Below are 17,834 nucleotides of genomic sequence, written 5' to 3'. Positions count from 1 at the left end.
GCTGGCTCCCGTTCGACAGATTCGACAACTATTACGCGATAAGCAATGTGAGGATATGCCATGAAGCTGAGTCGACGCGACTTTATGAAGGCCAACGCGGTGGCAGCTGCCGCTGCCGTGGCCGGTGTCAGTGCCCCCACGCTGGCAGCCAATCTCATCACCAGTACCGACAAGACGGCCATCCATTGGGATAAGGCTCCCTGCCGCTTCTGCGGTACCGGCTGCTCCGTGCTGGTGGGCTCTCAGGATGGTCGGGTCGTGGCGACTCAGGGTGACCCCGATGCGCCGGTCAACCGTGGCCTCAACTGCATCAAGGGCTACTTCCTCTCCAAGATCATGTATGGCCAGGATCGCCTCACCCAGCCGATGCTGCGGATGAAGAACGGCCAGTTCGACAAGGATGGCGACTTCGCCCCCATCAGCTGGGATCAGGCGTTCGACATCATGGCCGAGAAGTTCAAGGCGACCCTGAAAGAGAAGGGGCCGACAGCTGTCGGCATGTTCGGCTCCGGCCAGTGGACCGTCTGGGAAGGTTACGCCGCCGCCAAGCTGATGAAGGCCGGTTTCCGCTCCAACAACATCGACCCCAACGCCCGTCACTGCATGGCCTCCGCGGTCGTCGGCTTTATGCGTACCTTCGGTATGGATGAGCCGATGGGCTGCTATGACGATATCGAGCAGGCCGACGCCTTCGTGCTGTGGGGCTCCAACATGGCCGAGATGCACCCCATCCTCTGGTCGCGGATGTCCGATCGTCGTCTCTCCAATCCGGATGTACAGGTGCACGTGCTCTCCACTTTCGAGCACCGCAGCTTCGAACTGGCGGACAACGGTATCGTCTTCACGCCCCAGACTGATCTGGCGATCCTCAACTATGTCGCCAACTACATCATTCAGAACGACAAGGTGAACTGGGACTTCGTCAACAAGCACACCGTGTTCAAGAAGGGGGTCACCGATATCGGTTATGGTCTGCGTCCGACCAACCCGCTGCAGCAGAAAGCGAAGAACCCGGACAGCGGCGATGCCACTCCGATGACCTTCGAGGAGTTTGCCAAGTTCGTGGCGGATTACGATGTGGAGTCTGTCTCCAAGCTCTCCGGCGTCTCCAAAGAGAAGCTGGAAAAGCTGGCCAAGCTCTATGCCGACCCGAGCAAGAAGGTGGTCTCCTACTGGACCATGGGTTTCAACCAGCATACCCGTGGCGTCTGGGCCAACAACCTCTGCTACAACATCCACCTGCTGACCGGCAAGATCTCCGAGCCGGGTAATGGTCCTTTCTCACTGACCGGCCAGCCCTCTGCCTGTGGCACCGCGCGTGAAGTGGGTACCTTTGCCCACCGTCTGCCTGCCGACATGGTGGTGACCGAGCCCAAGCACCGCGCCATTGCCGAGCAGATCTGGAAACTGCCGGAGGGGACCATTCCCGACAAGGTGGGTTTCCACGCCGTGCTGCAGGATCGCATGCTCAAGGACGGCAAGCTCAATGCCTACTGGGTGATGTGCAACAACAACATGCAGGCCGGCCCCAACATGAATACCGATCGCCTGCCTGGCTATCGCGATCCGCGCAACTTCATCGTGGTCTCCGACCCGTACCCGACCGTCACTGCCCAGGCCGCTGACCTCATCCTGCCCACCGCCATGTGGGTGGAGAAAGAGGGGGCCTATGGCAACGCCGAGCGCCGCACCCAGTTCTGGCACCAGCAGGTGAAAGCGCCGGAAGGGGCCAAGTCCGACTTGTGGCAGCTGATGGAGTTCTCCAAGCGCTTCAAGGTTGAGGAAGTGTGGCCGGCTGAGCTGATTGCCAAGATGCCGGAAGTGAAGGGCAAAACCCTGTTCGATGTGCTCTATGCCAACGGTCAGGTCAACCAGTTCCCGAAAGAGCAGAGCAAGGGGATGCTGAACGACGAAGCCGAGCACTTCGGTTTCTACGTCCAGAAGGGCTTGTTCGAGGAGTACGCCACCTTCGGTCGCGGTCACGGCCACGATCTGGCGCCGTTCGATCAGTACCACGAAGCCCGTGGTCTGCGCTGGCCTGTGGTAGATGGCAAAGAGACCCTGTGGCGCTACCGTGAAGGGTTCGACCCCTATGTGAAAGCGGGTGAGGGGGTGCGCTTCTATGGCAAGCCCGATGGCAAGGCGGTCATCTTCGCCCTGCCGTTCGAGCCCGCCGCCGAGTCGCCCGATAAAGAGTACGACCTGTGGCTCTCTACCGGTCGCGTGCTGGAACACTGGCACACCGGCACCATGACCCGCCGCGTGCCCGAGCTTTATCGCGCCTTCCCGGATGCGGTGCTCTTCATGCACCCGGACGATGCCAAGGCTCGCGGCGTGCGTCGTGGTGAAGAGGTGATCGTCTCCTCCCGCCGTGGCGAGGTGAAGACCCGTGTCGAAACCCGTGGTCGCAACCGTCCGCCGAAAGGACTGGTCTTCATGCCCTTCTTTGATGCCAGCCAGCTGGTCAACAAGCTGACCCTGGACGCCACCGATCCGCTCTCCAAAGAGACCGATTACAAGAAGTGCGCCGTCAAGGTGATGAAGGCTTAAGGCGGGGGTGTGCGAGATGAGTCGTAGTCGTCGCCAGTTTCTGGCCGACATGGCCAAGGGGGCCTGCGGTGTGGGCCTGCTTGGCGTGGGGCTCGGTGGCATGGCCCGCCAGCAGGCGCAAGCTGTGCCTGCCCAGGCGCTGCGCCCGCCCGCCGCCCTCGATGAAGCAGAGTTCCTCAGCGCCTGCGTGCGCTGTGGGCTCTGCGTCGAGGCGTGCCCCTACGACACCCTCAAGCTCGCCCGGCTGTTTGACCCTGTGACCACCGGTACCCCTTATTTCAAGGCGCGTGCCGTGCCCTGCGAGATGTGTGATGACATCCCTTGTGTGGTGGCCTGTCCGAGCGGGGCGCTGGATCAGCAGATGACCGACATCGATCAGGCCCGGATGGGGGTGGCAGTGCTCATCGATCACGAGACCTGCCTCAACTATCTGGGGCTGCGCTGCGATGTCTGCTATCGGGTCTGTCCGCTGATTGACAAGGCGATCACTCTTGAGTTGCAGCATAACCAGCGTACCGGCAAGCACGCCATGTTCCTGCCCACGGTGCACAGCGATATCTGTACCGGCTGTGGCAAGTGCGAGCATGCCTGTGTGCTGGAGGAGGCGGCCATCAAGGTGGTGCCACGCCAGCTCGCCAAAGGTGAACTGGGGCATCACTACCGGCTCGGTTGGGAAGAGAAGGCCAAGGCGGGGAACAAGTCGCTCATCGGCGACAGGCTCACCCTGCCCACCCGCAAACCGGAGGGGTTATGAGTCGTTATCCGGGGGAAGAGGCTCGCATCAAGCTGGGGTGGTGGCGTGCTCACCGCTTCCTGCTGCTGCGTCGGCTGAGTCAGTTGAGCGTGCTCGGGCTGTTTCTGCTGGGGCCGCTGGCGGGTGTCTGGATCCTCAAGGGCAACCTCTCCAGCTCGCTGTTGCTGGAGACGGTGCCGCTGACCGATCCCCTCACGCTGTTGCAGTCGCTGGCGGCGGGTCACTGGCCCATCACCACTCTCTGGCTGGGGGCTGCCATTGTGCTGGCCGGTTACTGGCTGGCCGGGGGGCGGGTGTTCTGCTCCTGGGTCTGTCCGGTCAACCTCATCACGGATGCGGCGGCCTGGCTCAGGGGGCGCCTTGGCCTCAAGGGCAATGGCCAGTTCAGTCGAGCGACCCGCTACTGGCTGCTGGCCATGGTTCTGGTGGTGCCTGCTGTGGTCGGCGTGATGGCGTGGGAGCTGGTCAATCCGGTGTCGCTCGCCATGCGCGGTCTGCTGTTTGGCATGGGGGCGGGCTGGGCTCTGCTTGCAGCGCTGTTCCTGTTCGATCTCTTCGTAGTTGAGCGGGGTTGGTGCGGTCATCTCTGTCCGGTGGGGGCCTTCTATGCCCTGGTCAACCGGGTCGGGTTTATCAAGATTTCTGCCAAGGGGCGCGAGCGGTGCAACAACTGCATGGATTGTTATGCGGTTTGCCCGGAGCGTCCCATCCTGCGCGGGCCTGTTCACGGTGCCAAGCGCGGTCACGGGCCCTTGATTGCGGCTCAGGAGTGCACCAACTGTGGCCGCTGCATCGATGTCTGCGCGGAACAAGTTTTTGAAATCACTGTAGGTTTTGCCGTCAAGGCAGAAAAAACGTCGGAGAACAAATAATGAAAAAGCTGATTGGAGCAATGCTGGCCTGCCTGATGGCGGGATCCTTGATGGCAGCGGCCCCCGAGATCACCAACAGTACCGGTGGCCTCAAGTCCGAGCGTGGCGCCACCGATCTGGTGACTGATGCCACCGCCGCGCCCCTGAAAAACTTCCGCAAGGATGGCGCGCCCTACGATCGCCAGTACATGCATCAGCCGCCGCTGATCCCCCACGACATTCGCAACTATGAGGTGGACACCAAGGTCAACAAGTGCCTGGCTTGCCACAGCTTCAAGAATGCCAGCGCCATGAAGGCCCCCAAGATCAGTCCGACTCACTTCGAGACCCGCGACGGCCTGACCCTGGGTGAAGTGTCGCCGCGTCGCTACTTCTGCCTGCAGTGCCATGTACCGCAAGCGGATGCCAAGCCGCTGGTGGAAAATACGTTTAAACCGGTTGAAGCGCTGAACTGAGGAATCCATAGATGAAATTACCCGGCTTTATCCAGCGTCTGTGGACCACCTTCAAGTCACCGTCGAAGGCGGCTCTCTGGGTCATCCTGCTGATGGGCTTCTTCGGTGGCGTGATTTTCTGGGGTGGCTTCAACACTGCCATGGAAGCATCCAACACCGAGGCCTTCTGCACCAGCTGTCACGAGATGAAGGACAACGTGTACGAGGAGTACCGCGATACCATCCACTACGCCAACCGCTCCGGCGTGCGGGCCAGCTGCCCGGATTGCCACGTACCCCATGAGTGGACCTACAAGATCATCCGCAAGGTGCAGGCTTCCAAGGAGCTGTGGGGCATGATCACCGGCAAGGTGGATACCCGCGAGAAGTTCGAGTCGCACCGACGCGAGATGGCGGAGCGGGAGTGGCAGAGGATGAAAGAGACCGATTCGCGCGAGTGCCGCAACTGCCACAACTTCGAGTACATGGACTTCTCCCTGCAGGGGCAGCGTGCCGCCAAGATGCACTCTACCAATCTGGCCAGTGGTGAAAGTACCTGCATCGACTGTCACAAGGGGATAGCTCACCAGCTGCCCGACATGACCGGGGTGAAAGGATTCTGATCCTGCGACGACAGGCCGGGTTTACCCGGCCTGCATTTTGTTCATATATGGGACAAGCATCAGATTTGTGTGTCTTTTAAATCCCATATCTCGTGAAACCTTTGATAGAATCAGCCCGCCGTCACACGCTTGAGCAAGTTGGTCACCTCTGTCTGCGTCAGTTTTTGCGCCCTGACAGCTGGCCTCTCATACCCCTTCTCTTCCTGCCTCGTTGACGGCCCATAGCCACAAGGAGCTGCCCGATGGGACAGAAACACAACGCATTTATTCCCCTCAAGATCGCCGTGCTGACGGTTTCCGACAGCCGCACTGCCGCCGATGACAGCTCGGGCGACTATCTGGTCTCGGCCCTCACTGACGCGGGCCATCAGTTGGCCGATCGGGCGCTCTGCCCGGACAACCTGTTTCGCATCCGCGCGCGGGTGAGCGAGTGGATCGCCGATGAGGGGGTGCAGGTGGTACTGATTAACGGCGGTACCGGCTTCAATGAACAGAACCGGGTACCGGAAGCGGTCGGTGTGCTGTTCGAGCGCACCGTACAGGGTTTTGGCGAGATGTTCCGTCAACTCTCTTTTGCCGAGATTAAAGGCTCCGCCATGCAGAGCCGTGCGCTGGCGGGACTCGCCAATCGCACCCTGATCTGCTGTCTGCCCGGCTCCACCGGCGCCTGTCAGCTGGGTTGGGAGCAACTGATCCGCGATCAGCTTGATGCCCGCACCAAGCCGTGCAACTTTGTCTCCCACCTCTGAGAGCAAGTGATGAACCAGACCGATACCAAGCAGACCCAGCCCAACCTGACGCATCTGAACCAGAGCGGCGAAGCCCATATGGTGGATGTGACCGACAAGCAGGTAACCGAGCGTGAAGCCCGTGCCGAGGCGTTTGTTGCCATGGCCCCCGAGACGCTGGCGCTGATCCTGAGCGGCCAGCACCACAAGGGTGACGTGTTCGCCACCGCCCGTATCGCCGGCATCATGGCCGCCAAGAAGACCTCCGATCTTATCCCACTCTGCCATCCGCTGGCCTTGACCAAAGTCGAGGTGGAGATAGTGCCGCTGGCCGAGCAGCAAAAGGTGCATATCCGCACCCTCTGCAAGCTCTCCGGCAAGACTGGTGTCGAGATGGAGGCGCTGACCGCCGCGTCGGTAGCTGCGCTGACCATCTACGACATGTGCAAGGCGGTGCAAAAGGACATGGTGATCGAACAGGTGCGACTGGTAGAGAAAAAGGGCGGCAAGTCCGGCCATTTTCAGCTGGGGTCAAATAGCGGGGAGCAAGCATGATCAAGGTACTGTTTTTTGCGCAAGTAAGAGAGCTGGTGGCCTGCGATGAGCTGAGCCTGCCATGCGACTACGCCACTGCGGAGCAACTGCGTGCGGCGCTTTGTGAGCGCGGCGACAAGTGGGCGCTGGCCCTTGAGGTGGGCAAACTGCTGGTGGCGGTCAACCAGACCCTGGTGCCCCTCGATACCCCCATCAATGATGGCGATGAGGTTGCTTTTTTCCCACCAGTGACCGGAGGTTAAGGATGAGCGAGGCAATCATAACCGATCGCATTGTGGTGCAGCGGGAGGATTTCTCGCTGGCGGATGAATATGCTCGCCTCGCCACCCGCCCCGACAGTGGCGCCATCGTCACTTTTGTTGGCAAGGTGCGCGACTTCAATCAGGGGGAGGAGGTGAGGGGGCTGGCCCTCGAGCACTACCCCGGTATGACCGAGAAGGCGCTGGCCGATATCGTGCAGGAGGCCCGCCGCCGCTGGCCGCTGCAGGAGTGTACCCTCATTCATCGTATCGGCGAGCTGTGGCTTGGCGATCAGATCGTGCTGGTGGCGGTGAGCAGTGCCCACCGTGACGCCGCCTTTGATGCCTGTCACTTCATCATGGATTTCTTGAAAACCCGGGCGCCGTTCTGGAAAAAAGAGCTGACCGCCGAGGGTGTGCAACGCTGGGTCGAGGCCAAGGAGAGCGACAACGCCGCCGCTGCCCGCTGGCAAGCCTGACCTGTTCATCACGAGGGGCGCAGGTTCAACGGGAACCACGGCCCCGTCAAGGGGCGCGGATGTGCGGGCCCCATCAGGAGAAAGGGAATGAAACCGCTGTTATCTGTTGTCATCGCCGGCGTCTGCGCCGCCACCTTGCATACCGGTGCCGTGCAGGCCGATGAAGTGAAAGTGGCTGTGGCTGCCAACTTCAAGGGAACCATAGAGCGTATCGGCAAGGAGTTTACCGCCAAGACCGGCCACACCCTGGCAATCTCGTCTGCCGCCACCGGAGTGCTCTACACCCAGATCAGTCACGGCGCACCGTTCGATCTCTTCCTCTCCGCCGATGCGGCGACCCCCGAGAAGCTGGAAAAAGAGGGCAAGGGGAGCGATCGCTTCACCTACGCCATCGGCCAGCTGGGGCTGTGGAAGAAGGGGGGGCCGGCCCCTGACGAGGCGACCCTGCGCAACTGGAAAGGCAACCTCGCCATCGCCAATGCCCGCACAGCTCCCTATGGTGCTGCCGCCATGGCGACCCTCACCCATCTCAAGATCGATCCCAAGCAGTACCGGTTGCTGACCGGCGCCAACATCGGCCAGACCTGGCAATTTGTCGACACCGGCAATGCCGAGCTGGGCTTTGTCGCTTGGGCCAATCTGGTGGAATCGGGCAAGACTGGTGAAGCCTGGGCAGTGCCTGCGAGCTTCTATCCCCCCATCGAGCAGCAGGGGCTGGTATTGAAAAAAGGCGCCGCGGTCGAGGCGCTGGTGGCCTGGCTCAAGGGGCCGGGTCAGGCACAGATCAAGGCAGCGGGTTATGCCTTGCCCCAATAAGGGGATGGGCCTGATGCGATATCCTGAGTGGTCGGCCTTCGGGTCGGCCACTCTTTGCAATAAGGATGGATACCATGCCGTTGGGGGCATTTATCAACCGGGAGGTCGGCAATGAGTGAAGGGGATCTGCTGGCGGTCTGGCTCACCCTGAAGCTTGCAGCCAGTACCACAGCGATTTTGCTGTTGCTGGCTCCGCCGCTGGCCTGGTGGCTGTCGCGCAGTCAGAACCGCCTGCGGCCGCTGGTTGAGGCCTTGGTGGCACTGCCGTTGGTGCTGCCTCCCACGGTACTGGGTTTTTATCTGCTACTCGCCTTTTCCCCCGAATATGGCTTCGGCGCCTGGTGGCGCGACACCTTTGGCGCCCCGCTCGCCTTCAGCTTTCTTGGCCTGCTGTTTGCCTCCATCCTCTATTCGCTGCCGTTCGTGGTGCAGCCGCTCACCTCCGCTTTCGTCAACATGGGCAACAAGGAGCTGGAAGCTGCTGCGACCCTGGGACTTGGCCCGCTGGAGCGCTTCTTCCACATCATCTTGCCGATGACCCTGCCCAGCTTCGTGATGGCGGCGGCCCTTGGCTTTGCCCATACCCTGGGGGAGTTTGGCGTGGTGCTGATGATTGGCGGCAATATCCCCGGTGAAACCCAGGTGCTCTCCATCGCCCTGTTTGATCATGTGGAGGCGATGGATTACCAGAACGCCCATATTCTGGCTGGCGGCCTGATGGCCTTCTCGCTGGTAATGCTGGTACTGGTCTATGGTGTGCTGCAGCGCAGACAGCGGAGAGTGTTTGGATGAACCAGCCCGCTACTATGCCGCCTGTGAACGTGCCGCACCGCCATGCCCTGAACCTAAATGCCCGGCGCGAGTTTGGCTCCTTTACCCTCGATTGCGCACTGACCCTCGAGCTGGGGGGGATCCTCGGCCTGTTTGGCCCCTCCGGCTGTGGCAAGAGCACATTGCTGCGCATCATCGCCGGGCTCGATCGCCAAAACGGGGATCGCTTGCTGTGGCGCGATCGGGAGTGTGCTCAACTTCTGCCCGAAGCGCGCCGGATTGGACTGGTGTTTCAGGACTCGCGCCTCTTCCCCCATCTGACGGTGCTCGGCAATCTGCAACTGGCGGCCCGCAAGGGGCGAGGGCGCTGGCAACCCGAAACGCTGGCGGCTCGGCTCGGTTTTGCCGATCTGCTGGGGCTGCCTGCCCATGCCCTCTCTGGCGGTCAACGCCAGCGGGTAGCGCTGGGGCGGGCGCTGCTGGCCGAGCCTGATTTGCTGCTGCTCGATGAGCCTTTTTCTGCGCTCGATCGGCGCAGCCGCATCCATCAGGCCCATGTGCTAAAGGGCTTGCAGCAGGAGAGCGGCATCCCGATGATCTTCGTCAGCCACGCCATGGAGGAGGTGAGCCTGCTCTGCGATCAGCTGGTGTTGCTGGAAAGTGGCAGGGTGGAGGTGCAAGGTCGGCCGAGCGAGATCTTCGCCCGAACCGATCTCTCGCTCGCCAGTCGCGACGATGCCGGGGTGATGCTGGATGCAACCCTCTCTCACTACGATGATGACGAGCAGATGGCGACCCTGCAACTCGGCGAGCAGCAGCTGCGGGTCACCATGACCCATGTGCCGGATGATAGCGGCCCCTTGCAGATCAAGGTGTCGGGGCGGGATGTGGTGATCGCCACAGCCCCCATCGAGCACTCCAGTCTCTCCAACTGTCTCGTCACCCGTCTGCTGGCGGTGCGCGAGGTGCGCCCCGGCCAGACCCTGTTGCAGTTGGCGCTGGGTGAGCAGATACTGCTGGCCCGGATCACCAGCCGCTCCGCCAGGCGGCTGGCGCTGGCGCCGGAGCAGCAGATCTACGCTTATATCAAGGCGGTGAGTCTGGTCAGCGAAGGCTGATTGGGCGCCGTGCCGTGGCAGGATAACCACGGGTGACATAACAACAAGAGATGGTTCAGGTGATGAATCGAGAGGCAATACACTGATGCGCCGCAATCAGGTGATGAAATTCAATGGTCTTGCCCTGCGCAGTGCGGGGGAGGGCCCCTTGCTGTTGCTGCTGCACGGGCTGGGCTCCTCCAGCCTCGACTGGCAGGCGCAGATCGAACGGTTTTCCGAACACTACCGGGTGGTGGCGCTGGACTTGCGTGGCCACGGCCAGAGCATGCAGGAGGGGCCGTTTGACGTGGCGACCCTGGCAGCCGATGTGGTGAGCTGGCTCGATGAGCAGCCGGAGCCCGCCTGGGTGGTGGGATTGTCGCTCGGGGCCATGGTGGCGCTGGAGCTGGCGCTGCAACTGCCCCACAAGGTGCAGGGGCTGGTGCTGGTCAACGGTTTTAGCGAGTTTCTGCTGGAAACACCCAAAGAGCAGGAGCGTTACGCCCAGCGCCTCAAATGGCTGCGCTGGTTTGGCATGCGCCCGCTCGCCTGGTGGCTGGGACGCGAGCTCTTCCCGGGCCCAGATCTGGCGCAGGTGCGCCATACCTTCCGGCTGCGTTTCGTGCGCAATAAAAAGAAAACCTACAAGGCGCTGCTGGAGGCGCTACCCGGCTGGTCGGTGCGCGCCCGGCTCGGCGCCATCTGGCAGCCGGTGGCCATCATCTCCACCAGTCACGACTATCTGCCGCTGGCCAAACGGGTAGAGCAGTTTGCCGCCCTGCCCAACGCCACCATCCACACTCCCAACGGCCACCACGCCTGGCCCGCGGAAGATCCTTCCGGATTTAATCATTTGCTTCACCGGATTTTAGAAACCCATTAAACTTGTCGCCCTTTTACCCCGTGTATGTATTGGTTCGATCGCCTTGCCAAAGGCATAAGGCAAGGCAATCGGACCCATTTCTGATCTATTAACAGGTGTTTCCTCATGTCTGAAGTAATGAAAATGGCCATCGATGATGGCTCGACCAACGTCAAGGTGAGCTGGATTGAGAACAAGGTGCTCAAGACCATCATCTCTCCCAACTCCTTTCGCAAGGACTGGAAGAGCGCCGCATTGCGTAAAGACAAGAAGATCTACAACTACGAGATAGGCAACACCAAGTACACCTACGACGCGACCTCCGACAAGTCTCTGGCCACCACTCATGTGGAGTACCAGTATGACGATCTCAACCTGCTCTCCGTGCATCATGCCCTGTTGCAGACTGGTGTGACGCCGTGCGATGTCGCCATTACCGTGACCCTGCCCATCACCGAGTTTTACAACCCGGACGATTGCCAGCGCAACGAAGAGAAGATCGAGAAGAAACGGCGCAACCTGATGCGTCCGATCACCCTTAACAAGGGCGAGCTGTTCAATATCGTCAGTGTCGAAGTGATGCCGGAGAGTCTGCCTGCTGCGCTCTCCCGCCTGATTGGCTCAGGCTGCAACGAGTTCACCAAGACTCTGGTGATCGACTGTGGCGGCACCACTCTGGATATGGGGATCATCGTTGGCGAGTTTGACGATGTCTCCGATGTCTACGGCAACAACGAGATCGGTGTCTCCATGGTGACCGACGCTACCCGCAAGGCGCTGGCCGCAGCAGACAGCGACTCCAGCTATCTGGTGGCCAACGAGTTTATCAAGCGTCGTCACGACATGAGCTTTGTACGCGATGTGGTCAACGATGAGAGCCAGATCCCCAAGATCCTCGAGAAGATGCAAAACAAGATCGACGAGCTGGGCACTCAGGTTGCACATGAAGCGAAGAAGTTTGCCAAGAACCCGAACCGTGTCTATCTGGTCGGTGGCGGCGCATCTCTGATTTATGACGCGATCAAGGCGGCCTATCCCACCCTGGGTGACCGTGTCGAGCTGCTGGACGATGCTCAGTCCGCGCTGGCTCGTGAAATCTGCCTCTACACCACGGAAGAGGATGAAGTCTATCGCGAAGCGCCTGTGATGGCCGAGGTTGACGATGAGTAGTCAACTCAAGCGCATGACCTTCTCCATCTACATGGATCCGGGTGCGCTGGAGTCTGATCGCTATGCGGTCGGGGTATTGCAGAACTGGTATCAACGGGCGCGAAAGATCCAGGAGGGGACCGAGGAGTTTGATTTCTCCAAGAGCCGTTTCCACAAGGATATCTACCTCTCCGGCATGTTCATGTACGTGCTGGCGCCCAACCTCTGCAAAGCGATTGCCAATGCGCTGGGGCCGGAGCAGGTGAGCATGACGACCCTGCGTCATGCCTTTGCCAGCTGTGGTTTCAATCTGGGGGAGGTCGCTGGCGAGGCGCAGCCTGCCGCAGATGTGATGATCGACGAGATTGTGGCCAGGCTTGCACCTCAGTTGGGACAGAGTGATACCACTTCACTGGTGGACGAGATTGTCAGCCGGCTCGGCGAGCAGCAACCCAGCGAGATGTGGGATGAACTCAGGCAAGGACTGCCTGCCGCGCTGGATCATGACCAGCTGGCCGAAGCCATCGCTGGCAAGCTGCCATCAGCAGGGGCCGAGCAGGATCTGGCTCCCCTTGCCAGCAGTATCCAGCTGCTCTCTCGCCAACTGGAAGAGCAATCCCGGCTAATCCGCGAGCAGCACAGATTGATCCAGCGACTGGCCAGTGCCCCCGCTCGACAGAGTGTTGTCGGCACAGAGGCAGAACCTTTGATCGAGGATCTCTCCAGTCAGGTGGCCAGTATGAAAAAGGTCAAAGCCAAGGGGATCTTCTGATCTCCGATGTCGCTGCTACATTGAAATAAAAAGCCGAACCACAGGGTTCGGCTTTTTTGATCCCGTTTGCGTCAAGGATGGGAGCAGACCGGGCAGTCGGGGCGCTTGGGCAGCTTCATCTCGCGGAAGGTGCCGCTCAGGCCGTCGATCATCAGCAGGCGGCCGTTGTAGTTCTTGCCCATGCCGGCCAGTAGCTTGATGGCTTCGAGCGCTTGCAGGCTGCCCACCAGACCCACCACGGGGGCGAGCACTCCCGCCTCGACACAGGTGAGGGCCTGCTTGCCAAACAGGGCGCTGAGGCAGGAGTAGCAGGGCTCATCTTCCTGCCAGGTGAAGCTGCAGAGCTGCCCCTCCAGCCGGATGGCGGCGCCGCTGACCAGTGGCACGCCATGTTGGCGTGCCTTTTGGTTGAGCAGGTTGCGAATGGCCAGGTTGTCAGTGCAATCCAATACCAGCTGGTGTTGGGGCAACAGGGTATCGAGCAGCGCCTCGTCGGCCACGGCCGCGTGGGTCTCGACGTTGAGCCAGGGATTGAGCGCGCGCAGCGACTGGGCGGCAGAGTCTACTTTGTAGTGACCGATGCGCTCATCGTTGTGCAGCACCTGACGCTGCAGGTTGGAGAGCTCCACCTTGTCGAAATCGACCAAGGTGAGTCGGCCAACCCCGGCCACCGCCAGATACTGGCTGGCGGCGCAGCCAAGGCCACCGGCACCGATCACCAGCACACGGGCTTGTTTGAGCGCCTCCTGCCCCTCGAAATCGAAGGATTTGAGGATGATCTGGCGGTTGTAACGCAGCAGTTCGGCGTCGCTCAGGATCTCGCTCACAGCAGCAATCCCCCGAATGGCTCCACGGTCACCGTCTCGCCCGCGGCGACGCGGCCCCGTTCCCGTTCAAGAACGATGTAGCAGTTGGCTCGCGACAGGGAGCTGAACACAGCGGAGTCCTGCGAGCCGGTGCTGCGCACCTCGAGGCCGTTTGGTCCCTGACTCAGGATGCCGCGTTGGAAGTCGAGTCGGCCCGGGCTCTTTTTGAGTGGCTCGGCCGCAATGGCTTGCAGCTGGAGCGGGCGCTCGAAGTGCTGGCCCGCCAGCTTGGCCAGCGCCGGTTGCACCAGCTGGTCGAAGGTGACCATGGCGGAGACGGGGTTGCCCGGCAGGCCGAAGAACCAGGCGCGGGGCAGACGACCGAAGGCAAACGGCTTGCCCGGCTTGATGGCCAGCTTCCAGAAGCCAATCTCGCCGAGCTCGTCCAGCAGCTGTTTGGTGAAATCCGCTTCCCCCACCGAGACGCCGCCGGTAGTGATGAGTACATCGGCCTCTTCGTCGGCGCGGATAAAGGCAGCGCGTAGCTGGGCCGGGTCGTCGGGGATGATGCCAAGGTCGAGGCAGTCGCAGCCCATGCGCGCCAGCATGGCCCGCACGCCGTAGCGGTTGGAGTCATAGATATCGCCGTGGGCCAGCGGGGTGCCGACCGGCTTGAGCTCATCGCCAGTGCTGAAGATGGCCACTTTCAGCGGGCGGCGCACCGTGACGGTTGCCACGCCGAGGGAGGCCAGCAGTGGCATCTCTCTTGGGGTGAGGCGAGTACCGGCTGGCAGCACGCAGGCGCCCTTGCCGATATCGCTGCCGGCGCGGCGGATATTCTGACCCGGTTCGGGTTGTGCCAGAAAAGTGATCCGATCGCCGTCGGCCTGCGTTTCTTCCTGCATAACCACCGCATCTGTGCCTGCGGGTACCGGGGCGCCGGTCATGATCCGCACGCAGTGGCCAGCGGGCCATTCGCCCTGATAGGGCTGACCGGCAAACGCTTTGCCCGCCATGATGAGCGGGGTGCCGCTGGCGAGATCTCCAAGGCGCACGGCGTAACCGTCCATGGCGGAGTTGTCGAAGGGGGGCACGGCGAGGGGAGAGGCGATGTCGCTGGCAAGAACCCGGCCAAGGGCCTCTGGCAGGGGCAACTGCTCGCTGTCGCAGCAGCAGGCGAGTTGTTCCAGCATCCCTTGCAGGGCATCGCTTAAGGGGAGTAGTCCGCTGGTATCAAATCCCATCGTCATGACCTCTTTCTATGATTGAAGGCGGGATTATCACAAAAATCCCCGGGGATGGGCAGGTTATCTCAAGGATTCTCGGGGTAATCGGCGCTGAAACGGGGTGAGATGGCCATAAAGTATGAGGTGACGCACAAGTTGACTTGAATCTTGGCGGCAATGGCCGTTTACTATGCCGCCATAACAGCTGGCCGTCACATCCCGAGTGGCGACCATTACAGCGATACCGTCGGCCCTGTACGCCGCCATAACATAAGGGGTTGCTCGATGAGCTGCCCTCACAGTCCCTGAGCGTGGGAGAGAAGATAATGACAACCTTAAGTCCGGAAGCCTTGCTGGTCAGGGCTGCCCTCGAAGCCCAGGGACTGGAAACCCCCCTGGTCATCAACGAGCTGAACAGCCAGCAGAAGCGGGAGAAGATCGAAGGCCATATGCGCTCCATCATGGAGACGCTGGGGCTGGATCTGGCCGATGACAGTCTGGCCGAGACGCCGCATCGCATCGCCAAGATGTACGTCAACGAGATCTTCTCCGGCCTCGATTATTCCACCTTCCCCAAGGTGACGGTGATCGAGAACAAGATGCAGGTGGACGAGATGATCATGGTGCGGGACATCAGCCTCACCAGCACCTGCGAACACCACTTCGTCACCATCGATGGCATGGCCCATGTGGCCTATATCCCTCGTGGCAAGGTAATTGGCCTGTCGAAGATCAACCGCATCGTGCAGTTCTTCGCCCGCCGTCCCCAGGTGCAGGAGCGGCTGACCCAGCAGATCCTGCTGGCGCTGCAGACCCTGCTCGGTACCAAGGATGTGGCCATCAGCATCAAGGCGACCCACTACTGCGTCAAGGCGCGCGGAGTGATGGACTCCACCTCCTACACCACCACCACCTCCCTCGGCGGGGTGTTCAAGACCCAGCCCGATACCCGGGCCGAGTTTCTCGGTGGCCTGCGCGGATAAGATGGTGGTTGTTTTGTAACCGCACGCTGAATAAACGAGACGCCAGCAGCCATTGCTGGCGTTTTTCATTGGTCCCGGATGAGAGTGGCGGCCTGCAACGGCTTGACCCGCGCGGCTTGCCTTATGCAAACGTTATGCATTTTTTCGATTTATTCATCTAAGCGGTATATTTAATCAAGTGCGATAAATCCCTCGTTTTCACCTTACAAAAAGTAATCGGACAGACTCTTTCCGAACCATCACAATCCGGTTACTCTAGCGCCCCCCTCACGGCTCTCGCTGCCGCTCATGGAATTCAGAGATATTCATCAAGGTTGGATGGTGCGCCACTGAACAGGTGGCCAGATAGTTCATGCCAGGAGGGCGTGAACCGGACGAGTGCTACGAATTTAACGACCACCAGGATATCCCATGAATACCAGTACCATGACCATAGGCAAAAAACTCACCGCCGGCTTTGCCGTGCTCGGTTTGATGGTCGCATTTATCGGCGGTTTTTCCCTTGTCCAGTTTGGCAACATGAATGATGTTGCCATCCGGTTTACAGACAGCATCTTGCCAGCGGTCAATCGCACCAGCGCGATCGGGGATTCTCTCGGTGAGTTGCGTCGTTATGAGCTGGGTTATTTCGTGGTGGCCGCCGAGCCGCTGAAAAGGGCTGAATATCGGAATATTGCCAGTCAGCAGCTTAACTCGATCGCGCAGCAGCTGATTGCCCATGACAAGACGATCTGGCCTGAGGATGTGGCGGAGCGCCGTACCTTCGATACGGTGAAATCTGACTGGGATCGTTACGTCGCCTTGCACCAGCGAGTCAAACAGCTGCAAGACAGCGATCAGCTTGCCGAAGCCCAACGCATCTTCCTTGAGGAGGGGGTTCCCCTTTACACCGCGCTGAGCAAGTCAGTGGCCTCCCTTATCCAGATTAACCATGGTTATGCGTCTGAATCCCGCAGCGACATTGTCGACTCTTATCAATCCGCCAATCTGAGTGTCACCATCGCGCTGGTGATCGGTTTGATCCTTGTGGTGGTGCTCTCCGTGGTATTGACCCGCCAGATCCGCGACCCGCTGATCATGCTGGCCCGTCAGGCCCAGCGTATTGCCAATGGCGATCTGGGTCAGGGCGAACTGCAGCAGTGGATCCGTGACAGCCGCTTCAACCGCGATGAACTGGGTCAGCTGGGCTCCGCCATCAACCGGATGCAGGGCTCCCTCTCCGATCTGGTGAGCGAGATCGCCGGCTCCGTGAGCCAACTCAGCAGCGCAGTGGAGGAGGTGAGCGCCATCTCCAGCCAGTCCGCCAGCGGCATGGCTATCCAGCAGAACGAAGTCTCCCAGGTGGCGACAGCCATGAACGAGATGCAGTCCACCGTCAACGAAGTGGCCCGCAACACCACGGATGCCATGAGCGCCGCCAAGGATGCCTCCCGCACCTCTGCTGCCGGCAGCGAAGTGGTACGCAGCTCCATTGCCAGCATCGAAGAGGTGTCGGTCAAGATTGAGCAAGCAGGCACAGTAGTGCAGCAGCTTGAGGCCGACAGCGCCAACATCAGCGTGGTGCTGGATGTGATCCGCGATATCGCCGGTCAGACCAACCTGCTGGCCCTTAACGCAGCCATCGAAGCGGCCCGTGCCGGTGAGCAGGGCCGTGGTTTTGCGGTCGTTGCGGATGAAGTGCGTTCATTGGCCCAGCGTACCCAGGACTCCACCGCCGAGATCAGCAAGATGATCGAGCTGTTGCAGAGCCGCGCCGCCGAGGCGGGCAACGCCATGCAACTGAGTCGTCACCAGATGCAGGAGAGTGTCGGTCTGGCACGGGATGCCGGTACCAGTATCGAAACCATCAACGGTGCCGTGGTGCGCATCACCGACATGAACACTCTGATCGCCACCGCTACCGAAGAGCAGAATGCGGTGACCGAAGAGCTCAACCGCAGCATCGTCAACATTCACAATGCCGCTGACGAGAATGCCCAGGGCGCTCATCAGATCGCCCAGGCTTGCGTCGAGCTGAGCAAGCTGGCCAACACCCTGCACCATATGACCCAGCGCTTCACCCTCTAAGGGTTGATGCATGGATAACAGAAGGCCCCGCAATTGGCGGGGCCTTGTTGT

19 protein-coding genes are annotated in these 17,834 nt (G+C 60.7%); 17 read left to right on the top strand and 2 right to left on the bottom strand.

Annotated features, from left to right (window positions below):
• Positions 1–60 precede the first annotated feature (60 nt).
• The 15 genes from napA to I6L46_RS10135 all read left to right on the top strand — a co-directional run bounded on the left by napA (position 61) and on the right by I6L46_RS10135 (position 12,701).
• Positions 61–2,550 carry a nitrate reductase catalytic subunit NapA gene (gene napA / locus I6L46_RS10205; RefSeq protein ID WP_216975331.1) on the top strand — a complete coding sequence of 830 codons (2,490 nt, stop codon included), beginning with the start codon at positions 61–63 and terminating at the stop codon, positions 2,548–2,550.
• A 16-nt stretch (positions 2,551–2,566) separates the two neighbouring features.
• A complete protein-coding gene (napG, locus tag I6L46_RS10200; RefSeq protein WP_216975329.1) occupies positions 2,567–3,304 on the top strand; it encodes a ferredoxin-type protein NapG in 738 nt (245 codons plus the stop codon).
• Positions 3,301–4,176, top strand: a complete 876-nt coding sequence (napH, locus tag I6L46_RS10195) for a quinol dehydrogenase ferredoxin subunit NapH (RefSeq protein WP_042054636.1) — start codon at positions 3,301–3,303, stop codon at positions 4,174–4,176. The genes napG and napH overlap by 4 nt, the downstream gene beginning before the upstream one ends.
• Positions 4,176–4,631, top strand: coding sequence for a nitrate reductase cytochrome c-type subunit (locus I6L46_RS10190; RefSeq protein WP_005334452.1), 456 nt, complete (start codon positions 4,176–4,178; stop codon positions 4,629–4,631). Before napH ends, I6L46_RS10190 begins: the two co-directional genes overlap by 1 nt.
• An 11-nt stretch (positions 4,632–4,642) precedes the next feature.
• Positions 4,643–5,233: a cytochrome c3 family protein gene (locus I6L46_RS10185; protein WP_107685087.1), complete on the top strand. Its 591-nt coding sequence runs from the start codon at positions 4,643–4,645 to the stop codon at positions 5,231–5,233.
• Positions 5,234–5,475: 242 nt separating this feature from the next.
• A complete protein-coding gene (gene moaB, locus I6L46_RS10180) occupies positions 5,476–5,982 on the top strand; it encodes a molybdenum cofactor biosynthesis protein B (protein WP_005344126.1) in 507 nt (168 codons plus the stop codon).
• A gap of 9 nt (positions 5,983–5,991) precedes the next feature.
• Positions 5,992–6,516, top strand: coding sequence for a cyclic pyranopterin monophosphate synthase MoaC (gene moaC / locus I6L46_RS10175; RefSeq protein ID WP_139430233.1), 525 nt, complete (start codon positions 5,992–5,994; stop codon positions 6,514–6,516).
• On the top strand, positions 6,513–6,758 hold the full coding sequence (gene moaD, locus I6L46_RS10170; RefSeq protein WP_139477625.1) for a molybdopterin synthase sulfur carrier subunit: 246 nt from the start codon (positions 6,513–6,515) through the stop codon (positions 6,756–6,758). The genes moaC and moaD overlap by 4 nt, the downstream gene beginning before the upstream one ends.
• A gap of 2 nt (positions 6,759–6,760) precedes the next feature.
• Positions 6,761–7,234: a molybdopterin synthase catalytic subunit MoaE gene (gene moaE, locus I6L46_RS10165; protein ID WP_216975328.1), complete on the top strand. Its 474-nt coding sequence runs from the start codon at positions 6,761–6,763 to the stop codon at positions 7,232–7,234.
• 87 nt (positions 7,235–7,321) lie between these two features.
• A complete protein-coding gene (gene modA / locus I6L46_RS10160; protein ID WP_201957820.1) occupies positions 7,322–8,050 on the top strand; it encodes a molybdate ABC transporter substrate-binding protein in 729 nt (242 codons plus the stop codon).
• 111 nt (positions 8,051–8,161) lie between these two features.
• Positions 8,162–8,842, top strand: coding sequence for a molybdate ABC transporter permease subunit (gene modB, locus I6L46_RS10155; protein ID WP_005353447.1), 681 nt, complete (start codon positions 8,162–8,164; stop codon positions 8,840–8,842).
• On the top strand, positions 8,839–9,939 hold the full coding sequence (gene modC / locus I6L46_RS10150; RefSeq protein WP_216975326.1) for a molybdenum ABC transporter ATP-binding protein: 1,101 nt from the start codon (positions 8,839–8,841) through the stop codon (positions 9,937–9,939). Before modB ends, modC begins: the two co-directional genes overlap by 4 nt.
• Before the next feature lie 85 nt (positions 9,940–10,024).
• Positions 10,025–10,801 (top strand): alpha/beta fold hydrolase, encoded by a 777-nt coding sequence (locus I6L46_RS10145; protein ID WP_216975324.1) that lies wholly within the window; start codon positions 10,025–10,027, stop codon positions 10,799–10,801.
• 105 nt (positions 10,802–10,906) lie between these two features.
• On the top strand, positions 10,907–11,950 hold the full coding sequence (gene parM, locus I6L46_RS10140; RefSeq protein WP_103252105.1) for a plasmid segregation protein ParM domain-containing protein: 1,044 nt from the start codon (positions 10,907–10,909) through the stop codon (positions 11,948–11,950).
• The gene (locus I6L46_RS10135; protein ID WP_235671844.1) at positions 11,943–12,701 is read left to right on the top strand and encodes a hypothetical protein; all 759 of its coding nucleotides are present in this window, start codon (positions 11,943–11,945) and stop codon (positions 12,699–12,701) included. The genes parM and I6L46_RS10135 overlap by 8 nt, the downstream gene beginning before the upstream one ends.
• A 71-nt stretch (positions 12,702–12,772) precedes the next feature.
• Here the strand turns inward: I6L46_RS10135 and moeB are convergent, their stop codons facing one another.
• Both moeB and moeA read right to left on the bottom strand, forming a co-directional pair.
• On the bottom strand, positions 12,773–13,528 hold the full coding sequence (moeB, locus tag I6L46_RS10130) for a molybdopterin-synthase adenylyltransferase MoeB (protein ID WP_216975322.1): 756 nt from the start codon (positions 13,526–13,528) through the stop codon (positions 12,773–12,775).
• Positions 13,525–14,751 carry a molybdopterin molybdotransferase MoeA gene (moeA, locus tag I6L46_RS10125; RefSeq protein ID WP_302054250.1) on the bottom strand — a complete coding sequence of 409 codons (1,227 nt, stop codon included), beginning with the start codon at positions 14,749–14,751 and terminating at the stop codon, positions 13,525–13,527. Before moeA ends, moeB begins: the two co-directional genes overlap by 4 nt.
• 308 nt (positions 14,752–15,059) lie before the next feature.
• Here moeA and folE point away from each other — a divergent pair, with 308 nt between their 5' ends.
• Both folE and I6L46_RS10115 read left to right on the top strand, forming a co-directional pair.
• Positions 15,060–15,716, top strand: coding sequence for a GTP cyclohydrolase I FolE (folE, locus tag I6L46_RS10120; protein ID WP_139473435.1), 657 nt, complete (start codon positions 15,060–15,062; stop codon positions 15,714–15,716).
• Positions 15,717–16,127: 411 nt separating this feature from the next.
• Positions 16,128–17,783 (top strand): methyl-accepting chemotaxis protein, encoded by a 1,656-nt coding sequence (locus tag I6L46_RS10115; RefSeq protein WP_106842655.1) that lies wholly within the window; start codon positions 16,128–16,130, stop codon positions 17,781–17,783.
• Positions 17,784–17,834 lie beyond the last annotated feature (51 nt).

The sequence above is a fragment of the Aeromonas sp. FDAARGOS 1416 genome, assembly GCF_019048085.1.
Lineage (GTDB): Bacteria > Pseudomonadota > Gammaproteobacteria > Enterobacterales > Aeromonadaceae > Aeromonas > Aeromonas veronii.
Note: the sequence above shows the minus strand (reverse complement) of the source record. Positions and strands in the feature narration are given on the sequence as shown.